The 24,362-nt window shown below is 63.8% G+C and carries 17 protein-coding genes; 3 read left to right on the plus strand and 14 right to left on the minus strand.

The features are described 5' to 3' along the window. Positions 1-16: 16 nt before the first annotated feature. From INT12_RS26830 to INT12_RS26895, 14 genes are all read right to left on the minus strand, one after another. On the minus strand, positions 17-1,534 hold the full coding sequence (locus INT12_RS26830; RefSeq protein WP_017849070.1) for a DHA2 family efflux MFS transporter permease subunit: 1,518 nt from the start codon (positions 1,532-1,534) through the stop codon (positions 17-19). Continuing rightward, a complete protein-coding gene (locus tag INT12_RS26835) occupies positions 1,531-2,598 on the minus strand; it encodes an HlyD family secretion protein (protein WP_046489549.1) in 1,068 nt (355 codons plus the stop codon). Before INT12_RS26835 ends, INT12_RS26830 begins: the two co-directional genes overlap by 4 nt. Before the next feature lie 16 nt (positions 2,599-2,614). Next, on the minus strand, positions 2,615-3,415 hold the full coding sequence (locus INT12_RS26840) for a DUF3050 domain-containing protein (RefSeq protein ID WP_017849072.1): 801 nt from the start codon (positions 3,413-3,415) through the stop codon (positions 2,615-2,617). Positions 3,416-3,474: 59 nt separating this feature from the next. Then, positions 3,475-4,431 carry a fatty acid desaturase family protein gene (locus tag INT12_RS26845; RefSeq protein ID WP_108524091.1) on the minus strand — a complete coding sequence of 319 codons (957 nt, stop codon included), beginning with the start codon at positions 4,429-4,431 and terminating at the stop codon, positions 3,475-3,477. A gap of 10 nt (positions 4,432-4,441) precedes the next feature. Next, a complete protein-coding gene (locus tag INT12_RS26850) occupies positions 4,442-5,269 on the minus strand; it encodes an SDR family NAD(P)-dependent oxidoreductase (protein WP_017849074.1) in 828 nt (275 codons plus the stop codon). Next, positions 5,266-6,408, minus strand: coding sequence for an acyl-CoA dehydrogenase family protein (locus INT12_RS26855; RefSeq protein WP_193059087.1), 1,143 nt, complete (start codon positions 6,406-6,408; stop codon positions 5,266-5,268). The genes INT12_RS26850 and INT12_RS26855 overlap by 4 nt, the downstream gene beginning before the upstream one ends. Before the next feature lie 3 nt (positions 6,409-6,411). Further along, on the minus strand, positions 6,412-6,855 hold the full coding sequence (locus tag INT12_RS26860; protein ID WP_193059088.1) for a type II toxin-antitoxin system RatA family toxin: 444 nt from the start codon (positions 6,853-6,855) through the stop codon (positions 6,412-6,414). 14 nt (positions 6,856-6,869) lie between these two features. Beyond that, positions 6,870-8,129: an aspartate aminotransferase family protein gene (locus tag INT12_RS26865; protein WP_193059089.1), complete on the minus strand. Its 1,260-nt coding sequence runs from the start codon at positions 8,127-8,129 to the stop codon at positions 6,870-6,872. Continuing rightward, positions 8,126-9,190: an SDR family oxidoreductase gene (locus INT12_RS26870; RefSeq protein WP_046383432.1), complete on the minus strand. Its 1,065-nt coding sequence runs from the start codon at positions 9,188-9,190 to the stop codon at positions 8,126-8,128. Before INT12_RS26870 ends, INT12_RS26865 begins: the two co-directional genes overlap by 4 nt. A gap of 183 nt (positions 9,191-9,373) precedes the next feature. Beyond that, on the minus strand, positions 9,374-10,102 hold the full coding sequence (locus tag INT12_RS26875; RefSeq protein ID WP_017849079.1) for a helix-turn-helix domain-containing protein: 729 nt from the start codon (positions 10,100-10,102) through the stop codon (positions 9,374-9,376). An 84-nt stretch (positions 10,103-10,186) separates the two neighbouring features. Then, complete coding sequence (locus INT12_RS26880; protein ID WP_193041050.1) at positions 10,187-11,584, minus strand: isochorismate synthase; 1,398 nt, start codon at positions 11,582-11,584, stop codon at positions 10,187-10,189. Then, positions 11,581-11,886 (minus strand): isochorismate lyase, encoded by a 306-nt coding sequence (locus tag INT12_RS26885; protein ID WP_017849081.1) that lies wholly within the window; start codon positions 11,884-11,886, stop codon positions 11,581-11,583. Before INT12_RS26885 ends, INT12_RS26880 begins: the two co-directional genes overlap by 4 nt. After that, positions 11,883-12,653: a thioesterase II family protein gene (locus INT12_RS26890; protein WP_319017435.1), complete on the minus strand. Its 771-nt coding sequence runs from the start codon at positions 12,651-12,653 to the stop codon at positions 11,883-11,885. The genes INT12_RS26885 and INT12_RS26890 overlap by 4 nt, the downstream gene beginning before the upstream one ends. Then, positions 12,650-14,305 (minus strand): (2,3-dihydroxybenzoyl)adenylate synthase, encoded by a 1,656-nt coding sequence (locus INT12_RS26895; protein ID WP_193041051.1) that lies wholly within the window; start codon positions 14,303-14,305, stop codon positions 12,650-12,652. The genes INT12_RS26890 and INT12_RS26895 overlap by 4 nt, the downstream gene beginning before the upstream one ends. A gap of 222 nt (positions 14,306-14,527) precedes the next feature. On the opposite strand from INT12_RS26895, the gene INT12_RS26900 reads away from it, so the two are divergent. The 3 genes from INT12_RS26900 to INT12_RS26910 all read left to right on the plus strand — a co-directional run. Further along, positions 14,528-15,421, plus strand: coding sequence for a helix-turn-helix domain-containing protein (locus tag INT12_RS26900; RefSeq protein ID WP_017849084.1), 894 nt, complete (start codon positions 14,528-14,530; stop codon positions 15,419-15,421). Positions 15,422-15,576: 155 nt separating this feature from the next. Continuing rightward, positions 15,577-19,848 carry a non-ribosomal peptide synthetase gene (locus INT12_RS26905; protein WP_193059090.1) on the plus strand — a complete coding sequence of 1,424 codons (4,272 nt, stop codon included), beginning with the start codon at positions 15,577-15,579 and terminating at the stop codon, positions 19,846-19,848. Further along, the coding region (locus INT12_RS26910; protein WP_193059091.1) for a non-ribosomal peptide synthetase at positions 19,845-24,362 on the plus strand (4,518 nt) is incomplete at its 3' end. The genes INT12_RS26905 and INT12_RS26910, both read left to right, overlap by 4 nt.

Raw genomic sequence — 24,362 nt, forward strand, 5'->3', positions numbered from 1 at the left:
TGCTCCACTGGAGAAGTTATCGGCTGAGGGTGCTTCTGCGCATCATCAGCACCATGGGAACGCCGATGGCCATGACCGCGCCCAATGTGCCAAACAGCATGCTGAAGGCCAGCATTTGCGCTTGTTCACGCGCTTGCAGGTAAGGCATCAGGGCCAAGGCTTGTTGATGGCTTGCAAGGTTCAGGGACAGAAACAGCGGGTTGGATTCCACGCCGCCCCAGCCACTGGCAACCAGGCTGGACTCGGTCACATGCTCGGACAGCAGGCGATAGCGCTCCCACGAGAACCGCGTGAGCAGGGTCGCGGCAATGGCGATGCCGACGCTGCCGCCCAACTGGCGCATCAGGTTGAGCACGCCCGAGGCGCCCGAGATCAACGTCAGCGGCAGACGGCGCATGGCCAGGTTGGTCAGCGGTACGAAGATCATGCCCAGGCCCAGGCCGCGAATCACCAGGGGCCAATAGAGCGTGTCCGGGTTGCTGTCGAGGGTGAACTGGGTGTGCAGGAACATCGCGTAGCAGTACATGACGATGCCCAAGGTCACGAACACGCGCTCGTCGATCTTGTTTTCCTGGGACAGCTTGCCGATCACCAAGGTGCTGATAGCACTGGCCACCGCTCCGGGGAAAATCACCAGCCCGCTCTGGTACGCGCTCTGCGCCAGCAACGTCTGCAAAAACAGCGGCACCATGAATAACGTGCTGTACAGCCCGAAGCCCACGCAAAACGCGCAGATGCAGCCCATCAAAAACTCGCGGTTCTGAAACAACGCCACATTGACGATCGGGTTGGTCGCGCGCCGTTCCCACCAGAAGAACCCCACCAGGCTGAAGCTGCTGAGCAACAGGCAGGCAACCGTCCAGTTCGATTCCATCCAGTCCCAATGCTCGCCGCGCTCCAGCAGGATCTGCAGGCTGCCTACGCCCAGGGCCAGCAGGCAGAAGCCGCTGTAGTCGACGCTGCTGGGTTTGCTTTCATTGGCGGAGTCGCCGATGCACAGCCAGCACAGCAGCAGGGCCACAGCACCGATAGGCAGATTGATCAGGAATATCCAGTGCCAGGACAAGGTGTCGATCAGATAGCCGCCGACGGTGGGGCCCAACGTCGGCCCCATCATCACGCCAACGCCGTACAACGCCATGCCGCTGCTGACCTTCTCCTTGGGGAATACGTCGTAAATGATTGCCTGGGAAATCCCCAGCAACCCGCCGCCCGCCAAGCCTTGCAGTACGCGGAACGCCACCAGTTGCCAGAGTTCGGCGGAAAAGGCGCAGCCCACGGATGCCAGCACGAACACCGCCGTGGAGACCAGGTAATAAGTGCGCCGCCCGAACCAGGCCGACAGCCAGCCGCTGACCGGCAGGATCACTACGTTGGCCACCACGTAGCCGGTGGACACCCAGGAGATTTCATCGACCGACGCCCCGTAGGTGCCCATCAGGCTGGGAATCGCCACGTTGACGATGGTCACGTCGAGCAGCTCCATCATCGACACCAGCGTCACGGTCAGCGCAATCAGATACGGCGACTTCATAACGTGTGGCTGCCGTGCTGTTGCGTGGCGACTTCGACGAAGGCGCTCATGCCGGGGCTCAACAAGGCTTTGTAGTCATCCGGCACGTCTTTGAGGGCAATCCTGACCTGGACGCGCTGCACCACCTTGGTGAAATTGCCGGTAGCGTTCTCTTGGGGCAGCAGTGAAAACTTTGCGCCGGTAGCCGGAGCGAGGCTCTCGACCACCCCGTCGAAAGCCTGCCCGGGAAACGCATCCACAGTGACCTTGGCCAACTGGCCGACCCGCACGCGCCCGACCTGGGTTTCCTTGAAGTTGGCGGTAATCCACAGCGGGTCGGTGGCAATCAGGCTCAACAGCTTCTGCCCGGCGACCACGAATTGGCCCGGCTCGACTTCTTTTTTCGAGACAATGCTGCGCACCGGCGCGGTCTGACGAGTGTCGTGCAGCTTGATCCGGGCCTGTTCCAGTTCGGCTTGCGCCGCCGCGATCCGGTAGTCCTGCACTTTCAGTTCGGCTTTGTTGGCCAAGGTGCTTTGCGCGGCAGCCTGGGCATTGCCGCGTGCCACTTCCTGGGCGTGGCTCAGGGCGTCGAAACGCGCCTTGGCCACCTCGAGATCCTGAGTGCTCAACACACCTTGGGCGCCCAGGCGGCGGGCGCGCCCGTAATCGTTGCGCGCCTGCTCCAGATTGGCGCTGGATTGTGCCAGCGCCGCTTGCGCCGCCTGGCGCATTGCGACCGCGCCGAGGACCTGGCTGTCCAACGCACCCGGACCGCCGCCGCGCCCTGCGGCAGCAAGCAACGCCTGCCATTGCGCCTCACGCTGCTCGACCTGGTATTGATATTCGCTGTCGCGGATCTGAAACAGCAGATCACCGCTTTGCACCGTGAGGTTGTCTGTCACCGGCACGCTCATCACCACGCCCGAGAGCTTGGCGCGCACCGGAATGATCACGCCATCGAGCTCGGCGTTATCGGTACTCACGTAAGCGTTGGAATACTGCCAACGCTGCCAACCGAGCAGCAGTAACCCACCGACCACAACGCCGCACAGTGTCAGTTTTATCAATTTACCTTTGGTCATGTCCTGCTCCCTGTGGTCATGCGAGGCTTAGGCACTCAGGGCGGTCCGTGGCGTGTTGCGCTTTGTGCTGCAGGAAGTGATGCACGCCATCCCACAAATCGATGCGCGATTTGATCGCGGTCTTGGCGCTTTCGACCATGTGCTGGTGTTGCACAGGGGTGGTGACGATTTCAGCGATGATGCGTTTAGCGGCCGGGCCGTGATCGTCGCCATCCATTTCGATGTGGCGCTTCAAGTAATAGGTGAGCATCGGCACCTCGGTTTCGCTGACCGACCATTGCGACAGCAGGCGTCCGAACATGTCGGGGATGATGTCTTCACGGCCAAAGAAGAAGTACGCCAACACCGCTTCGGTGGTGCCGTGTTGCGCCACATCGAGCGTCTGGCACATGAACACTTTGGCCGCCAATGGGATATCGCGGTCGCTGAGGGCCTTGGCCAGCGGTTCCTTGGCCTGGATGGCAGCGAGGAAACGGCGGAATACCGAGCTGTCGGCGCCGATTTCATCCATGGCGGTCAGGTACAGGTCCAGGTGGCTGATAAAGCCGCCATCGGGGTGTTCGTCGGTTTCTTCGCCGACCACGATTTCATTGATCAAGCGCGCCGCCGTGATATGCGTTGGCGGTACCCACGGCAACTCCACACAGGTGAGGTCGCGCTGGATGCGCTTGAGCAGGGTCATGAAGTCCCATACGGCAAACACATGAAATTCCATCAGTGTGCGTACATCTTCAACGGTGCGGATATTGGCGAAAAGCGGGTGGCCGAATAACTGGGCGCGCTCGGTTTCAATGTGGCGGTCGATATCAAAAGGCATAGCAGCTCCTGCGGCCTGATGGTTCAGGCCAAAATCCATGGGGAAAGTAAGGGGACCGTTCAGTCGTTCAGCGTGTCGCCCCGGTAAGGATGGCGACCGGAGGCGTACTTGAAGGACGGTATGAAGCGTGTTTCCAGCAGGTATTGCCGGTCTGCATACCACCCCGCGTCCAGCAATTGGCGGTGGACCTTGGGCAGGCGCCAGCACGGCACCGCTGGATAAAAGTGATGTTCCAGGTGAAAGTTCGCGCCGGCGTGCAGCCAGGTGCTCAGGCGCGAGGTACGCGAGCGGGCAGGGGGCTGGTCATGGCCCTCGCTGAAGGCATGTTCCTGATAGGCATTGACTGCCGAGAGCAGGAACGCAACCGCCAGGCTCAAGGCAAACCCAAGCAGCAGCCCGTCGATCTGCCACAGGGCGACCGCGTAGACACTCAACCAGCCGACCTGGCACGCGATATTGCAGCGCGCCAGTCGTCGCACCTGGGCTGCGCTCAAAGGTGAAGGCAAGGGCGATGGGCTGACCGGCGGGCCGAAAGCCAGGCGCAACGTCGCCTGCAGATAATTCGAGGTGGCCATCAACCGTGACAGCGCAAGGCGGCTAAACAGGCTCCGATAACGCGAGAAGTGCCGATAGTCCGGGTCCTGTTCGCTGTTGCTGTAGCGATGGTGTTGCCAATGGTCGACGAAGTAACCGGTCACGCAGAATCCAGGCAGCAACGAACTGGTGAAAATGCCCAGGTAGCAACTGTGCATAGGCGTGCTGCTCAGGTTGAAATGGAAACCTTCATGCCCGAGGATCGCTTGCAGAAACCACCCGTACCCGGCCAGCACCCAAAGGGGCGAGCACAGCAACACCCACAGGGTGGCGGCCGTGTTCGCCACCCACACAAACAGCGCGAGGGGCAGCAGGAAGAGGCACAAGGCGTAACCGATGATCAACAGGGACTCACCCGACCGGGCCTTGAACAAGGCGCGATCAAGGCGGACCTGAGGCTTGCTGTGGAGTTGTCTGGCCATTGGCAACGCGTTACTCGATCAGTTCAGGTTTGAGCGCGAGGTGCCCGCCGCGGGTCAGCGTGCGCAGGCGCAGGGCGATAAAGGCGTCGACCACACTTGGTGCGATACGCGCGGTGTACATGGCCAGCGTGCCCATAAAGGTCAGCCCGCGGTTGCGCAGGCCGTCTTTTTGGCAGGCGCGAACCAGGCCATCGGCGGCGGCATCGAGTTTCTCTTCGAGGGACAGCAGGGTCCTGTCACCCCACATGAACGTCACCAGGCGCTTGACCGACAAACCCACGCGCTGGGCGGGCAAGTGAATGGCGGTGTCGATAAAGCCCGGGTACACGGTGACCACGTCGAGCTGCCCGCGATATTGCATGCGCAGCACGTCCGAATAAGCACTCAGCGCGCGTTTGCTGGCAGCGTATGCGGCCACATAAGGCGCGTTCACCAGGGCAAACAGCGACGACACGTTGACCACTTTGCCGCGCTTGCGCAGCAACCCCGGCAGGAACCCGGCCACCAGTTGCCATGGCGCGAACAGGTTCACATCCACCGCGCGGGTGACTGCGTCGGTGACGCCGGTTTCACCGCGTTCCAGGGTCAGGGTACCGGCGTTATTCACCAGGATATCGATGTCGCCGAAGTCGGTGCTGATGGCGCCAATCACCTGCGCCAGCGCCGTTCGGTCACACAGGTCGACTTGATAAAACCCATCCAGCAACCCGGGCTCTTGTGGCGCAAGAATGTCCAGGCCGATCACGGTGGCGCCCTGTTTTTTCAATGTGCAGGCCGCCGCGTAACCGAGGCCGCGCGCGGTTCCGGTGATCACGACGATTTTTCCGAGCAGGTTCATGGGTGCGCTCCGGCGATGCTGAAGGTTGAGTGGGACAAGTAGGTGTCGAGGTTGCTCGCCATCGAGATCTTCGCTGGCGGGTGAAACTGCAGGCCACGGCAGGCCATCAACCAGTTCGAACTCTGGTTGCTGGTGATAAACGCCATCCCACCGAGCATGGCGTGGGCCTGGTCCGAAAGTTCGGTGAGCAGTTGTTCGATGCCGTAGCGCACCAGCAGCAGGCGGGCCAGCACGTTCGGCAGGTCCTGCGGGTTGCGTTCGATATCCAGCGCCGCGCCTTCCAGCGCACTGATCGCCAGTTGCAGCTGAGCCGCCAGCTCCACGCGGTGATGGGGCGTCCAGCGCCCGGCCTCGATCACAGACTCGACCAAACCGGCGCAGACCCCCACGTAGGACGCGCAAATCAACAGCTCGAACCAGATGAAACCGACGGTTTGCACGTCGCCCAACAGGTGTTTGTAGCCGGCGGAAAACAACATGCGTTCGGGCACGAAGACTTCGTTGAGGCGCACCTCGATGCTTTCGGCGGCGGCCAGTGCGCTGTTCTGCCAGAACGGCGACCGCGTGATGCCCGGTGCATTCGCCGGAATCAGTGCGACCATCAGCTCTTCGCCCTCGGCGGTCTGGCGGGTGTAGCTGGCGGTGAGCAAGTCCATCGACTGCCCGAGGCAGCAGGGCTTTTTGCTGCCGCTGAGCAATACACCTTCAGGGGTTTGCAGCGCCTGCATGTTCGAATCGAGAATGCCGGCGCCCGAGTTGCCTTCGGCAAACCCCGAGGACAGCAGCAAGCGCTTTTGTGCGACCGCCGCCAACAGCAAACCTTCGGCGCCGCCGCCGTTCTGGGTGAGGGCCAACAGGCTCGCCACGGAAAACTGATGCATGGTGCTGGCCACCGCCAGCGAGGGTGAACGCGTGCCCAGGGCGATCTGCACATGCACGGCATCAAGGATGCCCGCGCCCAACCCGCCCGCGGCACGGTTGACCAACAGGCCGACCGGCCCTTGTTGCTTGAACAGGGCGATGACTTCGCTAGGCGGCGCTTCGCGTTCGGCGAATGCGATGCTCGCCAGGCGTTCGTCAAAACCTGGGGCGTAGCTGTGCAGCAAGGCACGCGAGCGATTCAACAGTGAAAGGGACATGGTTCAGGCCTTCAAGTAACTCGCCGGGAACAGACCGGTGATGATCGAGTGAATGTTGTCGCGGATGGCTTTGTGGGCCACGGGGTCGAGCATGTCGGCGAGCATCGGCAGGCCCAGGTCAAAGCGCGAGGCGAAGGTGATGACCGCGTCTTTGCCGTCCGCCAGTACTTGCCAGGTGCCGGAGAAGTGATCGACATCGCCGCTCATTTGCTCGAAGTGGATTTCCCGGGTCTGGGCATTGAACGTGTCAGGCTCCTGCCACTTGAGAATGCCGCTGTGGAAATTGACTTCCCAGGAGGTGAGCGACACCTGGTCGCTGACCTTATTGATCGTGATATTGCGCACCGACTCGCACAGCTCGACGTAGTTGCTGAAGTCGCTGATCACGGCAAAGACTTCATCAGCGCAGGCACTGGGGATATGGGCCAGTACGTTGACTTCTTGCATGGGGGAAACTCCAATCAAAGGGATGGTATTGAGGTGGTCAGCGCGTGGGCGAACCCCTCGATCAACCGATTGCAATCCTGGGCTGTCAGCAGCGGGGAAGGCGTGAGCCTGACGACCCGGTGGTCATTGAGCGAGTGGCACACAATGATTTGCTGTTCGATCAGGGCCATGACCATGTTCGCGGCGACCGAGGCGTCGCTGAATTCAAAGCCCAGCAACAAGCCGGCACTGCGCAACTTGACGCGCTCGGCCAGGCCCCTCTGCTGCAACAGCGCGCTGAAGCGGGCGTGCAGGTCCTGGCCCATCAGCCGGGCACGTTCCACGAGGTCTTCCTGCACCATCACTTGCAACGTGGCCTGCACGGCCGCCATGGCCAGCGGGTTGGCGCCGAAGGTCGAGGTATGCACCGTGGGGTTGCGGTTGAACGGCGCGTAAATCGCCGCGCTGGCGACCATGGCACTGACCGGCACGCAGCCACCGGACAGGCTTTTGCCCACCAGCATGATGTCGGGCACCACCTGTTCCTGGTCGCATGCCCACCAATGGCCGGTACGGCCCATGCCGGACTGGATTTCGTCGATGATCAGCACGGCGCCGTACTGGTCGCACAGTGCGCGGACACGTGTCAGGTAGCCTGGCGGCGCGAGGATCACACCCGCTTCGGCCTGGATCGGTTCGAGAATCACACAGGCCTTGTCCGGCGAAGCGCGCAATTGCTGTTCCAGCGCGGCGCTGTCGCCGAAGGGGACGAACGTGCTTTCACTGAGCAGGCCGCTGAACGGCTCGCGGTAGCTTTCGCGGCCGGTGACGGCGAGTGCGCCGAGGGTCTTGCCGTGGAAACCGCCGAGGGTCGACAGCGTGCGGCGGCAGCCGTTGAGCCGGGCGAGTTTCAGGCCGGCTTCGGTGGCCTCGGCACCTGAGTTGCAAAAGAACACATAGTCCAGGTTGCCAGGGCAATGCGCAGCCAGGGCTTGCGCGGCGAAAGCCTGTTGCGGGTTGAGCAACAGCTTGCTGGCCAGGGCGTTTTGCTGCAGCTGCCGGGTGACGGCCGCCACCACCACCGGGTGGCCGTGGCCGAGGAACAATACGCCATAGCCGCCGGCATCCAGGTACTTGCGGCCTTGGCTGTCGTAGATATAAACGCCATGGCTGGACTGTTCGATCGGCAGATTCATCAACGACGCAAGGCGCGCATACCCTGAATTCACGTGCTGGCGGAAGTACTGGTCGACCTGTGCGGCGTCGGCTGCGGGTTCGGTAAGAAGCGGGTTCATGCGACTGACGCCTGTGCGACGGTTGGCATCGGCTGCTTGAGCATGCGCGTCAACGCGCCCAGCTTGGGCGCCAAGTGGTTGAGCGAGAGCAGTAACTCACGGCTGACATCCCGTGCGCTGAACGCCGGTTCGCCGAGCAACTCAGGAAGTGACGTGGGCAGCGGTGTACGCAGGCAGGCATAGCGACACAGCTGGTTGGCGCGACCCAGCGCGGCCTGGATATTGCCGGTCAGTGCCGGGAGGAACACTGGGCGGATCAGCCGCTCATAAATATCCGGCGCCATGCAGCGCGGCCGGGTGAAGGCTTGGGCCTGGGCTTCCATGGATTGGCACATCAGGTCCAACAGGCCGTTGAGATCAAGCGCCTGCGGGCCGCTGGTGAGAAAGTAGTCTGCGCCGATCAAGCGCTGGCGCAACGCGTTGGCAATCGCCCGCGCCGCCACGTCACGGGCGATCAAGTCGATATACCCGGCAGGCGGGCAGGGCACGATAGGCAGCACGCCGGACATCATCAGCCCCATGGTCATATGAAACCCCTGGAAGTTGGGCATGTGCCCGCTGTCCGAGTCGCCGATGATGATGGAGGGACGAAAGATCGAAACATCGATACCTGCCGAGCGCACCAGCGTTTCAGCCTGGCGCTTGGCGACTTCGTAAGGCGTTTCTGCTTGCACGCCTTCGTAGTAGTCGCACGGATGGGTGAAGGCGGTGCTGATGTGGTAAAGCGGCACGTTGGCTTGCTGGACAAAGTTCACGACGTTTTCGGTGCCGAGGTAGTTCACCGAAAAGATCTGGTCGATATCGCCATCCATGCGGGTCACCGCTGCGGCGTGGATCACCCAATCGACACGCTTGAGCAGCGCTTCATAATCGCCGACGTCCAGCCCCAGTCGCGGGCTGCATATATCGCCCTTGAGCACCTCCACTCGCGGGTGGCGAATGCGGCTTTTACGCGCCAGGCATACCAGGTCAAAGTCCTCTGCCAGGCAGTCGATCAGTGATTCACCGAGTACGCCTGAGCCCCCCGTGAGAAGGACGGTTAATTTTTGCTGTTCTGACATGTAGGACGCTTCCTGCGGACTCATCGAAAGAATTAACGGTGCGTTCCGCCAAATCCCGGGCACGGATACCCCTGGCGAACACTCTTGCATTCACTGTCGGTAGCGCTGAGGTGCTGTGTGAGGCCGGCAATCAGCGCTTATCGTTTTCGCGAATAAGATGCGATCGATATTGGCTTTTTGATATCAATGCGTCTTGAACGAAACGCTTGTCTTTCGCAAAACCCTGGCAGCGGTGCGGGGCGTCATGCCAATCATGCGGCGCATGATGCGGGCCAAGTGCGCCTGGTCGGAAAAGCCGCCGTCGGCGGCGGCATCCGACAAGGTGGAACCGTCAGCGAGGGATTTGGACGCGCGCTCGAGTTTGTTCCAGATGATCCATTGGGACAGCGACACGCCCATCTGGTGCGTGGCGACATAGCGCAAGCGCGGGCTGGACAGGCCGACCGCACTCGCGGCGCGGCTGACGGAGCCCGGACCGTCGCGGTCCAGGCGCAGAATGTTCAAGGCCTTGTAGAGGCGTTGGTCGATGGGCGACGTAATCGCCAGCAAGCGCCCCAGCGCTTCCACAAACTGAGACAGGGAGCTGGAGTGGCGAAAGCACTCGAGCAGTTCGTCACTGGCCAGGGCGATGCCATTGTCTTGCAGCAACGCGTTGAGCGCACGCCCCAACGGGGTATCCGGGTTGACGTAGACAAAGGCCACCGGATGAATGTCGGGCACGGCACGGTGCTCGACATTGGGCCCGATGATCACGCCGGCCGCGCGGATCGACTGGCCGGGCAGCTCCAGGGTGACGGGCTGGTGTACGCCGATGCACAGCTGAATGGCAACATGGGAGTGGGCAGTGTTCTGATCCGCGCGGCCAATGTAGCCGGCCCATGAATCACCAAAGGTAACGTTGCCATCCCACATGTAAGGTCTTCCTGACTCAGAGGGTGAATTTTCCGTGTGCAGGGTAGGCCTGCGCCGGCCTTGATTCAAGCATCGGGCAGCGGGTTATACCTGCAACGCGGCGCGCATGCCCGCCAATTTGATGCAGGTTTCGTCGTATTCGCTGGCAGGGTCGGAGTGTTCGACGATGCCACAGCCGGCAAATAGACGGGCTTGGTTGCCGTTGAGCAAAGCGCTGCGCAAACCGACGATGAATTCGCCGTTGCCGTGGGCATCCAGCCAGCCTAACGGCGCCGCGTACCAGCCACGGTCAAAGCCCTCGAATCGGCGAATATGCTCCAGCGCCTGGCCGCGTTCATGGCCGCCGACGGCGGGCGTCGGGTGCAGGACTGCGACCATGTCCAGCAAACTGCTCTGCGGGCGCAGTGCGCCTTCGATCAGCGTCGCCAAGTGCTGCACGCGGCTGAGCCGCTTGATGTGCGGCGCCGGGGGAACGTGCAACGGGCGTACCCAGGGCGCCAGGTCACGCTGAATGATCTGCACCACCACGGCATGCTCATGCTGGTTCTTCTGGCAGCCGAGCAGCGTTTGCGCCAGTTGCGCATCCTGCTCCGGGCAGGGATCGCGCCGGGCTGTGCCCGCCAGCGCCAGGGTTTGCAGGTGACCGTTGTGCAGTTTGACCAGGCGCTCCGGGGAGGCGCCGATAAAACACGCGTGGTTGCGTCGAAACGCAAACAAGTACGCCGTGGGGTCGTTGATCGCCAGGGCAGCCAAGGTGCGCCCGGCACTGATAGGCCGGGAAAATTCGCTGACCACTTCCCGCGCCAGCACCACCTTGTTCAACGCGGTGTCGCGCAACACGTCCAGGGCATGCGCGACTTTGCTTTCCCAGCAGGCCCGCGGCAGGCTCTGGTCGCGGGTGTGCTGCCGTGCAGCCGTCGAGGGCGCGCCGCTGACGTAGCGATCCATCAGCGTGTTCCACTCCTTCAGTACGTGCTCGCAACAGCAACGTGCCGCATCGCTGGGCGCGACGCGCTGTTGGCACACCAGCCAACAGTCTGCACCGTCGCGCACCAACAATAACGTCATCAGCCACAGGGACGCATCGCCAAAACCCTGCCAGGCGGGGCTGGCCTTGACCTGATGATCGAATCGAAAGCCGCCGCACACCGAAGGCGCCAGCGGGCCGTGTATCACCGCGCTTTGCAGCCAGTGTCGCCATTGCGCATCGACCGAGGCAAAACGCTGAGGGCCCGCGCTGCTCAGCTCCGCCGCCACCCCCCAGCCGAACAGGCTTTTGTCGTCTTCCGGCGCCCGCCAGAACAGGCACTCGGCGCCAGGTTGGTCGACGCTGCCAAACAGTGCCAGCAAGTCCAGTGGGGCGATCCTCATCGAGTAACTGGCCAACACCGGCTCACCTTGTTCGACGGCACGCCGCTGGGCGTGCTCGAACACCTCGGTCATCCCCTCGGCATGGGCGTGCAACTGTGCAAAGGCCCTCATGCCAGCGTTCTCATCGCGCGCCAGTGCAACACTTGCTGGCCGATGTACCAATGGATGATCTGGGCAAACAGGGTTTCGACGAAGTGCGGGTCCAGCCCGGCCTGCTCGGCCCACTCGCGGCGTTGCGGGAGCATCTGGGCAACACGTTCGGGCGCGGCGATGCTGCTTTCGGTCGGCTTGAAGCGCGCGGCGGCTTTGACGTAAGCCATGCGTTGGCGCATGAGGTCGATGATCTGGTGGTCCAGTGAGTCGATGGCGTGACGGATGTCCTGCAGGCCATCACAGGCGTCGGGGGTTTTCATTGACAGGTTTCCTTCAAGGAGGGCGATGGGGTCGACAGCGTCGCGACGATGGCGTCGATGAGTGCCTGGCGCTGTTCGACCAGGTAAAAATGTCCGCCTTGCCAGCGCTGCAGGTGCAGTGGCTGGTGGCTGGCGGCTTGCCAGGCCATGGCTTCATCAAGCTCGATTTCCGGGTCTTGCTCGGGGTAGAACACCCCGATGCGGCTCTTGAGTGGCCGCGGTTGTGTACAGGTGTAGGTTTCAACGATGCGGTAATCGTTGCGCAAGCCGGGCAGGAACAATTCGCACAGGGCCGGGTTCTCCAGCAACGCATTGGGGCGCTCGGCCAGGCGCCGCACATCGTCCAGCAAGGCCGCGTCGGGGCCCAGGTGCAACTGCCCGCCGCGTTGGCGCTGCGGCGCCGGGTGGGCGGACACGAACAGGTGGTCGACGGCGATTGCCCGTTGTTCCAGGCGCGTCGCCACTTCATACGCCACCACCGCCCCCAGGCTATGGCCGAACAACACCAGCGGCCGGTCGGCGTAACACGACAACGCGTGCGCGGCACCGTCGGCGAGGCGCTGCATGTCGGTCAGGCACGGCTCGCTGAAACGGTCTTCGCGGCCCGGGTATTGGATGGCCAACAGGTCGATGTCGACGGGCAGGGCATGGACCCAGTCGCGGAAGAAACTCGCACTGCCCCCGGCATGCGCGAAACACACCCATCGCCAGCGTGGCATGGGCGTGAGTCGATAAGCGCGTACCCAGCGTTCGTCGTGCAGGCTCACGAAGCGGCACTCTGCAGCCAGGCCTGGCGCAGGCGCTCGCGCAGGTCTTTGCGGCTGACCTTGCCCACGCCGGTGTGCGGGAAGTGTGCGACGAACTCGATACGGTCCGGCACCTTGAACGCCGCCAGGCCGTGGCCGCGCAGGTAATGCTTGAGTGCGAAGGCCGAGGGCGCCGGGTCACGGGCGACGATAAAGGCACAGGTGGATTCGCCGAGCACCGCATCCGGCATCGCCACCAGCGCGGCGTCGTGTACCTGGGGATGGCCGATCAGCAGGTTCTCCACTTCTTCGGCAGCGACTTTTTCACCGCCGCGGTTGATCTGGTCCTTGTCACGACCTTCGACCACCAGGTAACCGCCGGCGGTGCGCCTGACCCGATCACCGCTGCAATAGAATCCATCGGCGGTGAACGCCCGGGCATTGTGTTCGGGCAGGCGATAGTAGCCGCGAATGGTGTACGGGCCGCGCACTTGCAGTTCACCCACTTCACCCTCGGGCACCGGTTGGCCCTGTTCATCGACAATGCGTACTTCGTCATCGGCGCTCAGCGGACGGCCCTGGGTATGCAGCAGCAGATCCGGGCGGTCATCCAGGCGGGTAAAACACAACAACCCCTCGGCCATGCCCAGCACTTGTTGCAAGGTGCAGCCCAGCGTCGGCGTGACCCGTTCTGCCGCGCTGCTGAGCAATTTCGCACCGCCCACTTGCAGCACGCGCAGGCTGGACAGGTCGGCCTGGCGCTGGTCCTGGGCGTCCAGCCAGAGCATCGCCAGCGGCGGCACCAAGGCGGTGACGGTGACCCGCTGCTCGCTGATCAGCGCAAAGCAGGACTCAGGGTCCGAGCGGCGCGTACACACCACGCGCCCACCGGCCAGCAGAGTGCCGATCACACCCGGGCAACACAGGGTGAAGTTATGCGCCATGGGCAACGCGGTGAGGTAAACGGTACGCGCATCCAGCTCGCAGACTTCGCTGCTGGCGCGCACGTTATAGAGGTATTCGGCGTGCCGCCTCGGGATCAACTTTGGCGTGCCGGTGGTGCCTCCCGACAGCTGGAAACACGCCACGGCGTCGGCGCGACCGGCGTCCCGTTCCAGCGGCGCGCTGTTGTAAAGCTCACTCAACGCGGTGAACTCCTGCGCATCGCCGTCGATCACCACATGGCGCAACAGCGGGTTGGCAGCGGCCAGTCGGCGCGCCATCGAGCGGCAATCAAAGCACTCCAATTGAGCGCAGCCGATGTAGGCCGAGGCCTGGGCAAACCCACAAAAGCCGCCGATCTCATGTTGACGGTGGGCGGGCAGGGCGAGGATCGGCCGGGCGCCCAGGCGGAACAACGCAAAGCACACTTCGATAAACGCAGCGCCGTTGGGCAAGTGCACCAGCACATTGTCGCCCTCTGCGATCCCCAGCGCGTGCAAACCGCCAGCCAGGCGCCGGCAGCGGTCTGCCAGGCTGCGGTAATTGAGGTGCAAGGGGCCGTCGGTTATCGCGATGGCCGATGGGGTGCGCGCGGCGACCGTATCGAGGGCCTGAGCGAAGGTCTGGTCTTGCCAGTAACCGGCCTGGCGGTAGCGTTCGGCGAACGCGGCAGGCCAGTCGGGCGCGTCGCCAACGCTGTCTGAATCGGGTGCGCAGGTGTGCAATGACATGGAATCCCCTATTTGTAGAAATAATTGGCTACAAACATCTAAATGCGATCTATTATCATTGTCCTTCGCCGAGCGCTTCTCAACGCCAAGGCTTTCGGACCTGTGACTTTTTCATTAGATGAAATACACAGCGGCTATAAACAGGGAGGTTTACGGTTTAAAAGCCTCCTCCTCATTCAGGTCAGGCCCCGCGTAATGGCCTCAGGATCAAGGGAAAACCCAATGACTATTACGATCATCGCCCCCAGTCGACAAGAGACGCAGGCCGAACCCAAGGGCAACCAACCCGGAACGGTCTACCTGGACCCGCACATGACCCTGGTCACCGGCACGTTGTGGTCAGACAGCGAAAACTGGGTCGAGGACCCGCTGGAGCGCGGCCTCAAGTTGATTCTGGTGCAAAGTGGCGAGCTGTCGTGCCGCATCCCCGGGCACAGCGAGCAGTCGATCAAGGGGCCGAGCCTGTGCACCATCGTCAACGACGGCGAGTTCACCTCGTCGCAGATCTACGGCACCACCACGCCACTGCGCTACACCATCGTCCAGTTGGACCTCGAATCCCTCGACCGCCATCTCGGCCTGGCCCCGCGCAAGCTCCTCAGCAGTGGCGGCGGCGACCCGTACATGATGGTGCGCCCGGCTCCGCGCGCGATGCAGGCACTGGCCACGCAAATTGCGACATGCCCGATGCAGGGCCCGAGCCGCTCGTTGTACCTGGGTGGCAAGGCGCTGGAATTGACCGCGTTGAGCGCGCAGTTCCTGCTCGGTGAGCGCGGGCAGCCGGAGCATAAGCTGCGCATCACCTCGTCGGATGTGGAGCGTGTACACGCCGCCCGGGACCGTCTGGTGCGCTCGCTGCTCGAACCGCCCAGCCTGAACGCCCTGGCCAGCCACGTGGGCATGAGCCCGCGCAAACTGACGGCGGGGTTTCGCAAAGTGTTCGGTACCAGCGTGTTCGGCTACCTGCACGAACATCGTCTCAACGAAGCCCACCGCATGCTCAGCGACGAGGAAAGCAATGTGTCTACCGTCGCCTATGGCGTGGGATTCAGCCCGGCGCATTTTTCCATCGCCTTTCGCAAACGCTACGGTGTATCGCCCAGCGAAATCCGTTGATCACGGCACGGTGTCTCTGAATCGAATGAAAAGGCCTGTTTGTCTAAAGCCCTGAGCGCTTTCTGAAAAACCGCTTGCGATAGAGTTCCAATTGAGAATGGCTTCCATCTTGGTGAGCCAGGGACTTTATCTAGACGGGTCACAGGAAGCTTTTCATGAGCGAGCTGACAACAGCAGACACCACCGCACTGCGCAGATGGCTGATCGAACACCTTGCCCAGTTGCTGGGCGCTACCGTGGAAGAAATCGACAGCCTGGGCGATGAGGAAAACCTCTTGGGCTGCGGGTTGGATTCCATCCGCCTGATGTACTTGCAGGAGCGCCTGCGCAGCCACGGGTTGCGGGTCGACTTCGCCCAACTCAGCGCCGAACCCAGCCTCGCGGCCTGGCTTGGCCTGCTGCATGGCCAGGCGGTGCGACGTGTGGAGGTGGCTGATGTCGCCCCGTTGAGCGCAGCCGACGACAGTTTTGAACTCAGCGCGGTGCAACAGGCGTACTGGCTGGGGCGCGGGCCCGCCGAAGTGCTGGGCAATATCAGTTGCCACGCATGGCTGGAATTCGATTGCCAGGGCATCGATGCGCAACGCCTGGAAGCGGCGGTCAAGTGCGTGCAGGCGCGTCACCCGATGTTGCGTGCCAGTTTCAACGACGGCCGTCAGCGCATTCTTGGCGCAACGCAATTGCCGGTTTTCGACCATCAAGATTGGCGCCACCACACTCAGGCGGTTGCGCAAGACGCCTGGCACGCGCTGCGTGAATGGCGATCGCATGAATGCCTGGCCGTGGACGCGGGGCAGGTGTTGTTGGTCGGTCTGGTGCAGTTGCCCGAAGGCCGTGATCGTGTGTGGTTGAGTGTCGACCTGCTGGCGGTTGACGTGGAAAGCCTGCGCCTGTTGATGGCGCAACTGGGCCAGGCCTATCAGGCGCCGGCCGCGCTTGCGCCCGCGCCGGACGTGCAGTTTGCCGACTACCTGGGCCGGCGCCGCCAACGTCGCGCAGAGGCGTATGCGCGAGATCGTGAGTATTGGTGCCAACGCCTTGCGCAGTTGCCGGACGGCCCCGCACTGCCGCTGGCCTGTGCCCCGGAATCGATCCGTGCGCCACGGTTTACCCGCCAGGCTTACGTACTCAGTCACGCAGAAGCCGAACGCCTGCAACGCCAGGCGACCGCCCATGGCCTGACGTTGCCCAGTGTGTTCGCCACGGCATTCAACGCGGTGTTGGCACGCTGGAGTGAACAGTCGAGCTTCCTGCTCAATGTGCCGTTGTTCGATCGTCACGATGATCAGCAATCCATCGACCAGGTGATTGCCGACTTCACCACCTTGCTGCTGGTGGCGTGTGAAGACGCACCGCAGTTGCCGTTTGCCGAAGGCGCCCGACGCTACCAGCGCGACCTGCACGCCACCATCGACCACGCTGCGTTTCCCGCGCTGGAAGTGCTGCGTGAGGCACGTCGCCAAGGTCATCCGCGTTCCGCGCCAGTGGTGTTTTCCTGCAATTTGAGCGATTCGGGTTTTGTCCCCGCCAGCTTTCGTGAGGTGTTTGGCGACCTGCACGACATGCTCTCGCAAACCCCGCAAGTGTGGCTCGACCACCAACTGTATCGACTTGAGGACGGCGTGCTGCTGGCCTGGGACAGCGTTGCCGAACTGTTCCCGCAAGGCGTGCCGCAGGCGATGTTCAGCGCCTATGTCGAGCTGGTGCAGCGTCTCGCCGACAGCGACTGGAACCAGCCGCAACCGGTGCTGTTGCCGCTGGCGCAACAGGCGCGCCGCGACCAGCAAAACAGCCTGCCGGCGTTGGCGCCGGGGCGTGGCCTGCTCGAAGACTTTTTTCGCCAAAGTGCCCGACAACCCGACGCACTCGCCCTGATCTGCGGCGCGCAACGCTGGACATATAACGATCTGGCCACCCAAGCCCTGCGTATAGCGGCGGGTTTGCTTGAGGCCGGCATGCGTCAGGGCGAGGCGGTGGAGGTCTGCCTGCCGCGTGGGCCTCGCCAGATCGCCGCCGTATTCGGCGTGCTGGCGGCCGGTGGTTGCTATGTGCCGGTGGACACCGCACAGCCGGTTGCGCGGCGCAGCCTGATCGAATCGGCTGCGGGCATCACCCGAGTGATTGCCGATCAGCCGCCGGGCAACGCGCTGCAATGGCTTGACCCGGCGGTGCTTGAGCAGTCCGCGCCATTGGTCGCGCCGAAAACGCTATCGCCGCGCGCCAGCGCGTATGTGATCTACACCTCGGGCTCTACCGGCATTCCCAAAGGTGTTGAAGTCTGCCATGGCGCCGCAATCAACACGATCGACGCGGTGCAGGCCGAACTGCAGGTCACACCGGATGATTGCCTGCTGGCCGTGTCGGCGCTGGATTTCGACTTGTCGGTGTACGACCTGTTTGGCGTGCTGGGGCAGGGCGCTCGCCTGGTGCTGCTGCAACCTGAAGAAACCCGCGATGCGGCGCGTTGGGCGCAACTGATCGCCGAACACCGCGTGAGCCTGTGGAATTCGGCCCCGGCGTTGCTGGAAATGGCCCTGGGCGTCGGCGCCGATGCCTGTGATTACCGAAGCCTGCGGGCGGTGTTGCTGTCGGGCGACTGGATTGCCCTCGACCTCGCCGCACGCCTGCGGCGCCACGCCACCGCGCAGTGCCGCGTGTATGGCCTGGGCGGCGCCACCGAGGCGGGTATCTGGTCGAACGTGCAAAGCATTGATGAGGTCCCCGACCACTGGCCGTCGATTCCCTATGGCAAGCCTTTGGCCGGCCAGGCGTATCGGGTGGTGGACGCCACCGGGCGCGATGTGCCGGACCAGGTGATCGGGCAACTGTTGATCGGTGGTGCAAGCCTGGCGCGGGGGTATCGCAATGACCCGCTGCTGACCGCACAGCGCTTTCGCAGTGATGAGCACGGGCGTTGGTACCACACCGGCGACCGCGGGCGCTTCTGGGCCGATGGCACCCTTGAGTTTCTCGGGCGCATGGACCAGCAGGTCAAGCTGCGCGGGCAGCGTATCGAACTGGGGGAAATCGAAGCGGCGCTCACCGCCCACCCACGGGTTGAAAGCGCCTGTGCCGCCGTGTTGAACGGCAGCCTCGGCGCGGCCGTGGTGATCAGCCCTGAATCTGCATCGGCGCAGGCGTTGCCGGCCGTCTCGATGCTCGACGACACCTTGGCCGCAGAACACCAGGTCACTGCGCAGCTGTTGCGCCGCCTGCTGCAAGACCCGCCGCCCAGCGCCCTGCTCGACACATGGCGCGAGTGGCTGGCCGAGCATGTCGAGTCGCTCAGCCTGCACGACGCGTTGGCGCACTTAGGGTGGCGCGAGGCGGATCTGCACCGCATGGTCGGTGCCTTGCAGGTGCTGTTGCGCACCGAAGACGGCGCCTCGCAAGTGTTGTTTGATCCGTTGCTGGCACCGCAGGCCATGGCGTTGAACCTGCCGGCGGGCCGCCAGGTGTTGGACACCCTGAGCCAGGCGCTCCAACAACACCGCGGCACACCGCTGAAAGTCGCGGTGCTGGATGTGCGCGGCGGGCAGTTGCTGGAGCAATGGCTGAACCATGCGAGTTCGCGCGACGTGCAACTGACCTTGTTCGAGAGCAGCCCCGGCCTGCTGGCGGCCAGCGTGGGCAAGCGCCGGCGCGTAGCGAGCCAACTGCTGGTGGAGGGCGTGCTGCCCGCTGAACACTGGTCACAGTACGACGTGGTGATCAGCTTCGCGGCCTTGCACAGTTATGCTCAGCCCGGCGATGGGCTGAATCTGGCGCAGGCACTGCTCAAGCCGCAAGGCCGCCTGTTGCTGGCCGACCTGCTGCGCGACTCGCCGTTGCGGCTGGTCAGCGCGGCGCTGCTGGATGAGCGCGCACCGGTATTGCCTGACGCTGCCGAACTGGCGCATCTGCTCGGCCAGAGCGGTTTTCGCCACCTGGAATGCCTGTGGCAAAACCCCGCGATGCTGCTGTTGAGTGCGCGTGCGGCGGATGAAACCCTGACCGCTGAAAGCCTCGACCAATGGCTGCAACAACGCTTGCCCCAGGCGATGCGGCCCGAACATCTGTGGTCCGTACCGCGCCTGACACTGAATGCCAACGGCAAGATCGACCGCGCGCGCTTGCACGCCAGCCTCAGCGACGCGTTGCAACGCAGGCAACCGGCAAACAACGAAGACGGCGAACTCAGTGCCGAGCTACAGCCCCTGGCAGCGTGCTGGGAGGCCATCCTGGGACGGCCGGTGCGCAGCGCCCAGGCGAGTTTTTTCAGCCTGGGCGGCGACAGCCTGCTGGCGACGCGGCTGCTGGCCAGCGTGCGTGAACAACTGGGCGCCAGCCTGCGCATGAGCGATTTCTACCTGCAGCCGACATTGGCAGGCATGGCCGCGCTGTTGGTGCGCAGCGGCGAAGTGGCTATCGAGGAGGGCGTGTTATGAGCCTGGATGATGTGCTGCACATCTGCCGTGAACGCCAGATCGAACTCTGGGCCACTGACGGCAAGCTGCATTTTCGCGCGCCGCAAGGCGCATTGGACTCAGCCCTGGCGGAGCGTATTCGCGCCCAGCGGCCAGCGCTGCTGGTGCATCTTGCGCCCCAACAATGGCGCGCACAGCCGGAGCAGGCGCTGCAACCCTTCGCCTTGAGCGCGGTACAGGGCGCCTATGTACTGGGGCGCAACCCGGCCTTTGACTATGGCGGCAACGCTTGCCACTTGTATGTCGAATACCCGTGGCCGGCGAACGTCGACACCGGACACCTTGAACAGGCCTGGAACGCCGTGGTGCAACGTCACCCGATGCTGCGCGCGGTGGTCGATAACCATCAGCAACGGGTGCAAGCCCAGGTGCCATGGCAACAGTTGCCGGTGCATGACCGCCGCGACGCCACGCCCGAGGCGTTCGAGGCGCACCTGAACAGCGTGCGCAAGCGCCTGGACCATGCCTGCCATGCGCTCGATCAATGGCCGATCCTGCTGCCCGAACTGAGCGTGGGACGCGAGCAGGCAATCCTGCATTGCTCGGTGGATTTCACCTTGTTCGACTACGCCAGCCTGCAACTGCTGCTGGCAGAACTCACCCAGCGCTACTTGGAACCGACGCGCCACTGGCCGGCGCTGGAAGCGACCTTTCGCGACTACCTCGAGCACGAACAGCAAGCGCGCGGCAGCACCGCCTGGCACGCCGACAAGGCGTGGTGGCTGGCGCGCCTGGACAGCTTGCCCGGGCGTCCGGACCTGCCGCTGAGCGAGCACGCGGGCTTGGACTCCACGCGTTTCGCCCACCACCATGGCGTGTTGAGCAGCGGGCAATGGAACGCCCTGTGCGCCCTTGCCAGCGCCCAAGGCCTCAGCGCGGCGGGCGTGACGCTGGCCGCGTTTGTCGAGGTGATCGGGCGCTGGAGCCAAAGCCCGGACTTTTGCCTGAACCTCACCGTGCTCAACCGGCCGAACCTGCACCCGCAGTTGGACCAGGTCGTGGGGGACTTCACCGCGCTGAGCCTGCTCGCGGTGGACGGCACCGAGGGCGCCAGTTTTGTCCAGCGTGCGCGGCGTATCGGCGCGCAGCTGTTCGATGACCTCGACCACAGCCGCTTCACCGGCGTTGAGGTACTGCGCGAACTGGCCCGTGTGCGAGGGCGTGGCGCCGACCTGATGCCGGTGGTGTTCACCAGTGGCATCGGCAGCGTCGAACGCATGCTCGGCGATGCCGGGCGTGTGTTGCAGCCGCCCAGCTACATGATCAGCCAAACCCCGCAAGTGTGGATCGACTGCCAGGTCAGCGACCAATACGGCGGTTTGCAGATCGGCTGGGATGTCCGCATCGGCGTGTTGCCCGAGGGCATGGCCGCGCAGATGTTCGCAGCCTACGTCGACTTGCTGCAACGTTTGGCCTGCGACCCGCAATTGTGGCAAGCGCGTGGCGATATCGTGCTGCCCGCGCAGCAGGCAAACCCGCCAATCCACGCCAGCGCCCCAGCGCGCAATATCGCCGACGGCTTCGCCCAACAGGCGCGGCGGACTCCGGATGCCCTTGTGATCAGTGACCGCGACGGCCGTTACCGCTATCGTCAGGTCGCCCAGCATGCCGCCGCAGTGCGCAAGGCGCTTGAAGCGCTCGGCGTGCAGCCGGGGGCGCGGGTGGCGGTGATGCTGCCCAAGAGCGCCTGGCAACTGATGGCAGTGCTGGGCATTACCCAGATGGGCGCGGCCTATGTGCCGGTGGACATCCGCCAACCGGCCTTGCGCCGCGAGGCGATCCTGCGCGACGCGGGGATTGCCGCGGTGATTGTCCTGCAAGCCCAGGCATGGCCGGATACCCTTGAACTTCCGCGCATCGCCATCGATACGCTTGCCGCCGACCCGCATTGGCCACCCCGTGAGCCGCTGGCGGTAGAGGCCGCGGACCTGGCCTACATCATCTACACCTCAGGCTCCACCGGCACGCCCAAAGGCGTAATGCTCAGCCATGGCGCGGTGGTCAACACCCTCGATGACATCAACCAGCGCTACGCAGTGAACGTCGATGACCGCGTGCTGGGCCTGGCAGAGTTGAGTTTCGACCTGTCGGTGTATGACTTCTTCGGCGCCACGGCGGTCGGTGCGCAGGTGGTGCTGCCCGACCCCGAGCGCGGCGCCGATCCTTCGCACTGGGCGCAATTGATGCAGGAACACGGCATCACCTTGTGGAACTCGGTGCCCGCACAAGGGCAGATGCTGGTGGATTACCTGGAGACCGAGCCCGGCGCAATCCCCGGGCCGCGCTGTGTGCTGTGGTCCGGCGACTGGATTCCCACCACGCTGCCGACCCGTTGGTGGCAACGCTGGCCCGAAAGCCAGTTGTTCAGCCTGGGCGGCGCCACCGAAGCGGCGATCTGGTCGGTGGAGCATCCCATTCGTGCCGAAGATACGGCCTTGCCGAGCATCCCCTACGGCCGGGCCCTCAAGCACCAGACCCTGGAAGTGCTCGACGCGCTGGGCCGCCAGTGCCCGGTGGGTGTGCGTGGTGAGATTCATATCGGCGGACTCGGCCTGGCCCTGGGTTATGCCGAAGACCCGCAACGCAGCGCCGAGCGGTTTATCACCCATGCCAGCGGGCGTCGCCTGTACCGCACGGGTGACCAGGGGCGTTACCTGGACACGGAAGGCTTGATCGAGTTTCTTGGGCGCCAGGATGACCAGGTGAAGATTCGCGGTCACCGCATCGAACTGGCGGAAATCGACGCGGGCTGGCTGGCCCATCCGCAGATCGCCGCGAGTACCACGGTGTTGCTCGGCGAGCGTCACGAACGCTCGCTGTGCAGCTTCGTCACCCTGCACACCCACGCGCCTGCGCCTCACCTGAGCACGCAGCTGGACGAAGTCCTGCGCCAGGCACGCCACACCCTTGAACACGCGGATTTCGGCCCGCGCGCCGCCATCGAAGCGGCACTGGCGGCGCTGGATCGGGCGGCGGATGTGTCGTTGCTGCACTGGTTGGGCGGTAGTGGCTTGCTGATCCCGGGGCAGTCCGTGGCATTCGACTCGCTGTGCCAGGCCTTGCAACTCGACGCGGGTCAGCATCGCCTGTTGCGGCATTGGCTGACGTTGTTGACCGACAGCGGCTACCTGTGTGCAGACAATGACGGTTGGCGCTGCCAGGTCAGCACGGCTGACCTGAGTCAGGACGATGCCTGGGCACAGTTCGCCCGTCTGGCGCCGAGCGGTCTTTGGCCGCTGGAATTGGTCGATTACCTGCGCACCAGCGCGACCCGCCTGGCCGAGCAATTGGACGGGCGCCTGAGCCCGGCAAGCCTGATGTTCCCGCAGGGCTCGGCACATATTGCCGAGGCGATGTACAGCCGTGGCCAGCATGCCCAAGTGCTGCATCGGGCCATGGCCGAGGCGGTTTGCGCGATCGTTGCGCGCCAGAGCCAGCGCCGCTGGCGCATCCTGGAAGTGGGCGCCGGCACCGGTGCCGCCAGTGCGTTGATCATCCCCGCGCTGGCGCCGTTGGTGGCGGACGGGGTGCAGATCGACTATGTGTTTTCCGACGTGTCGAGCTATTTCCTTAACGCTGCGCGCGAACGCTTTGCCGCGTATCCGTGGGTGCGCTTCATGCCGTTCGACATGAACAAACCCGCCTGCGAACAAGGGCTTGCCGCGGGGTCCCTGGACCTGCTGCTCAGCTCCGGCGCATTGAACAACGCCCTGGATACACCACGCCTGCTCGCCGGGTTACGCCAATTACTGCAAGCCGATGCCTGGCTGGTGATCCAGGAACTGACCCGCGAACACCGCGAAATCAGCATCAGCCAAAGCCTGATGATGGAGACGCCGCAGGACGTGCGCGCCACCTCCGGGCAGCTGTTTGTGCATACGGACCAGTGGCTGGCGTGGCTGAACAGCGAGGCCGGCGACCAGGCCGAATCGCTGGCGTCGGCCGACAGTGTGCTGCACCTGCTGGGCTACGACCTGTTGGTCGCACGCGTGAAAACCGACCGGCCATTACTGAGCCAGGAGACGTTGCTGGCCTTCATCGCCGAGCGCGTGCCGCGTTATATGGTGCCGGCGCAGGTGCGGATACTCGACCGCTTGCCGGTCACCGCCAATGGCAAGATTGACCGCCGCGCGCTGACCACCCAAGCCGAGCAACGCCAGCTCGAACCGGCACGCCGTGCGCGCACGGAAGTGGCGGATGAACTGGTGCAGCGCTTGATCGCGCATTGGGAGCGAGTACTCGATTGCGGTGGGGTGTCGGCGGATCAGGATTTCTTCGGCGCCGGTGGTGACTCGCTGCTGATCGCGCAATTGATCGCCGGCTTGCGCGAGCAAGAGCCATTGGCCCGTGCGCAACCCTTCGACCGCCTGTTGCGCTGGGCTCTCAGCCAGCCGACCCCGGAAGGCCTGGCCCAGCGCTTGCGCAGTGAGTCGAGCAGTGAAGCCCCCGCAGTGGTGCCCTGCTTGGACACCCAC

This window comes from Pseudomonas sp. K8, assembly GCF_014889455.1.
GTDB lineage: Bacteria > Pseudomonadota > Gammaproteobacteria > Pseudomonadales > Pseudomonadaceae > Aquipseudomonas > Aquipseudomonas veronii.

Excerpts from the sequence above, each read along its gene's own strand:
- INT12_RS26895 (WP_193041051.1), bottom strand. The coding sequence starts at position 14,305 with ATGTCATTGCACACCTGCGCACCCGATTCAGACAGCGTTGGCGACGCG.
- INT12_RS26835 (WP_046489549.1), bottom strand. The coding sequence starts at position 2,598 with ATGACCAAAGGTAAATTGATAAAACTGACACTGTGCGGCGTTGTGGTC.
- INT12_RS26900 (WP_017849084.1), top strand. The coding sequence starts at position 14,528 with ATGACTATTACGATCATCGCCCCCAGTCGACAAGAGACGCAGGCCGAA.
- INT12_RS26840 (WP_017849072.1), bottom strand. The coding sequence starts at position 3,415 with ATGCCTTTTGATATCGACCGCCACATTGAAACCGAGCGCGCCCAGTTA.
- INT12_RS26850 (WP_017849074.1), bottom strand. The coding sequence starts at position 5,269 with ATGAACCTGCTCGGAAAAATCGTCGTGATCACCGGAACCGCGCGCGGC.
- INT12_RS26880 (WP_193041050.1), bottom strand. The coding sequence starts at position 11,584 with ATGAGGGCCTTTGCACAGTTGCACGCCCATGCCGAGGGGATGACCGAG.
- INT12_RS26885 (WP_017849081.1), bottom strand. The coding sequence starts at position 11,886 with ATGAAAACCCCCGACGCCTGTGATGGCCTGCAGGACATCCGTCACGCC.
- INT12_RS26870 (WP_046383432.1), bottom strand. The coding sequence starts at position 9,190 with ATGTCAGAACAGCAAAAATTAACCGTCCTTCTCACGGGGGGCTCAGGC.
- INT12_RS26855 (WP_193059087.1), bottom strand. The coding sequence starts at position 6,408 with ATGTCCCTTTCACTGTTGAATCGCTCGCGTGCCTTGCTGCACAGCTAC.
- INT12_RS26845 (WP_108524091.1), bottom strand. The coding sequence starts at position 4,431 with ATGGCCAGACAACTCCACAGCAAGCCTCAGGTCCGCCTTGATCGCGCC.
- INT12_RS26860 (WP_193059088.1), bottom strand. The coding sequence starts at position 6,855 with ATGCAAGAAGTCAACGTACTGGCCCATATCCCCAGTGCCTGCGCTGAT.
- INT12_RS26905 (WP_193059090.1), top strand. The coding sequence starts at position 15,577 with ATGAGCGAGCTGACAACAGCAGACACCACCGCACTGCGCAGATGGCTG.
- INT12_RS26830 (WP_017849070.1), bottom strand. The coding sequence starts at position 1,534 with ATGAAGTCGCCGTATCTGATTGCGCTGACCGTGACGCTGGTGTCGATG.
- INT12_RS26875 (WP_017849079.1), bottom strand. The coding sequence starts at position 10,102 with ATGTGGGATGGCAACGTTACCTTTGGTGATTCATGGGCCGGCTACATT.
- INT12_RS26865 (WP_193059089.1), bottom strand. The coding sequence starts at position 8,129 with ATGAACCCGCTTCTTACCGAACCCGCAGCCGACGCCGCACAGGTCGAC.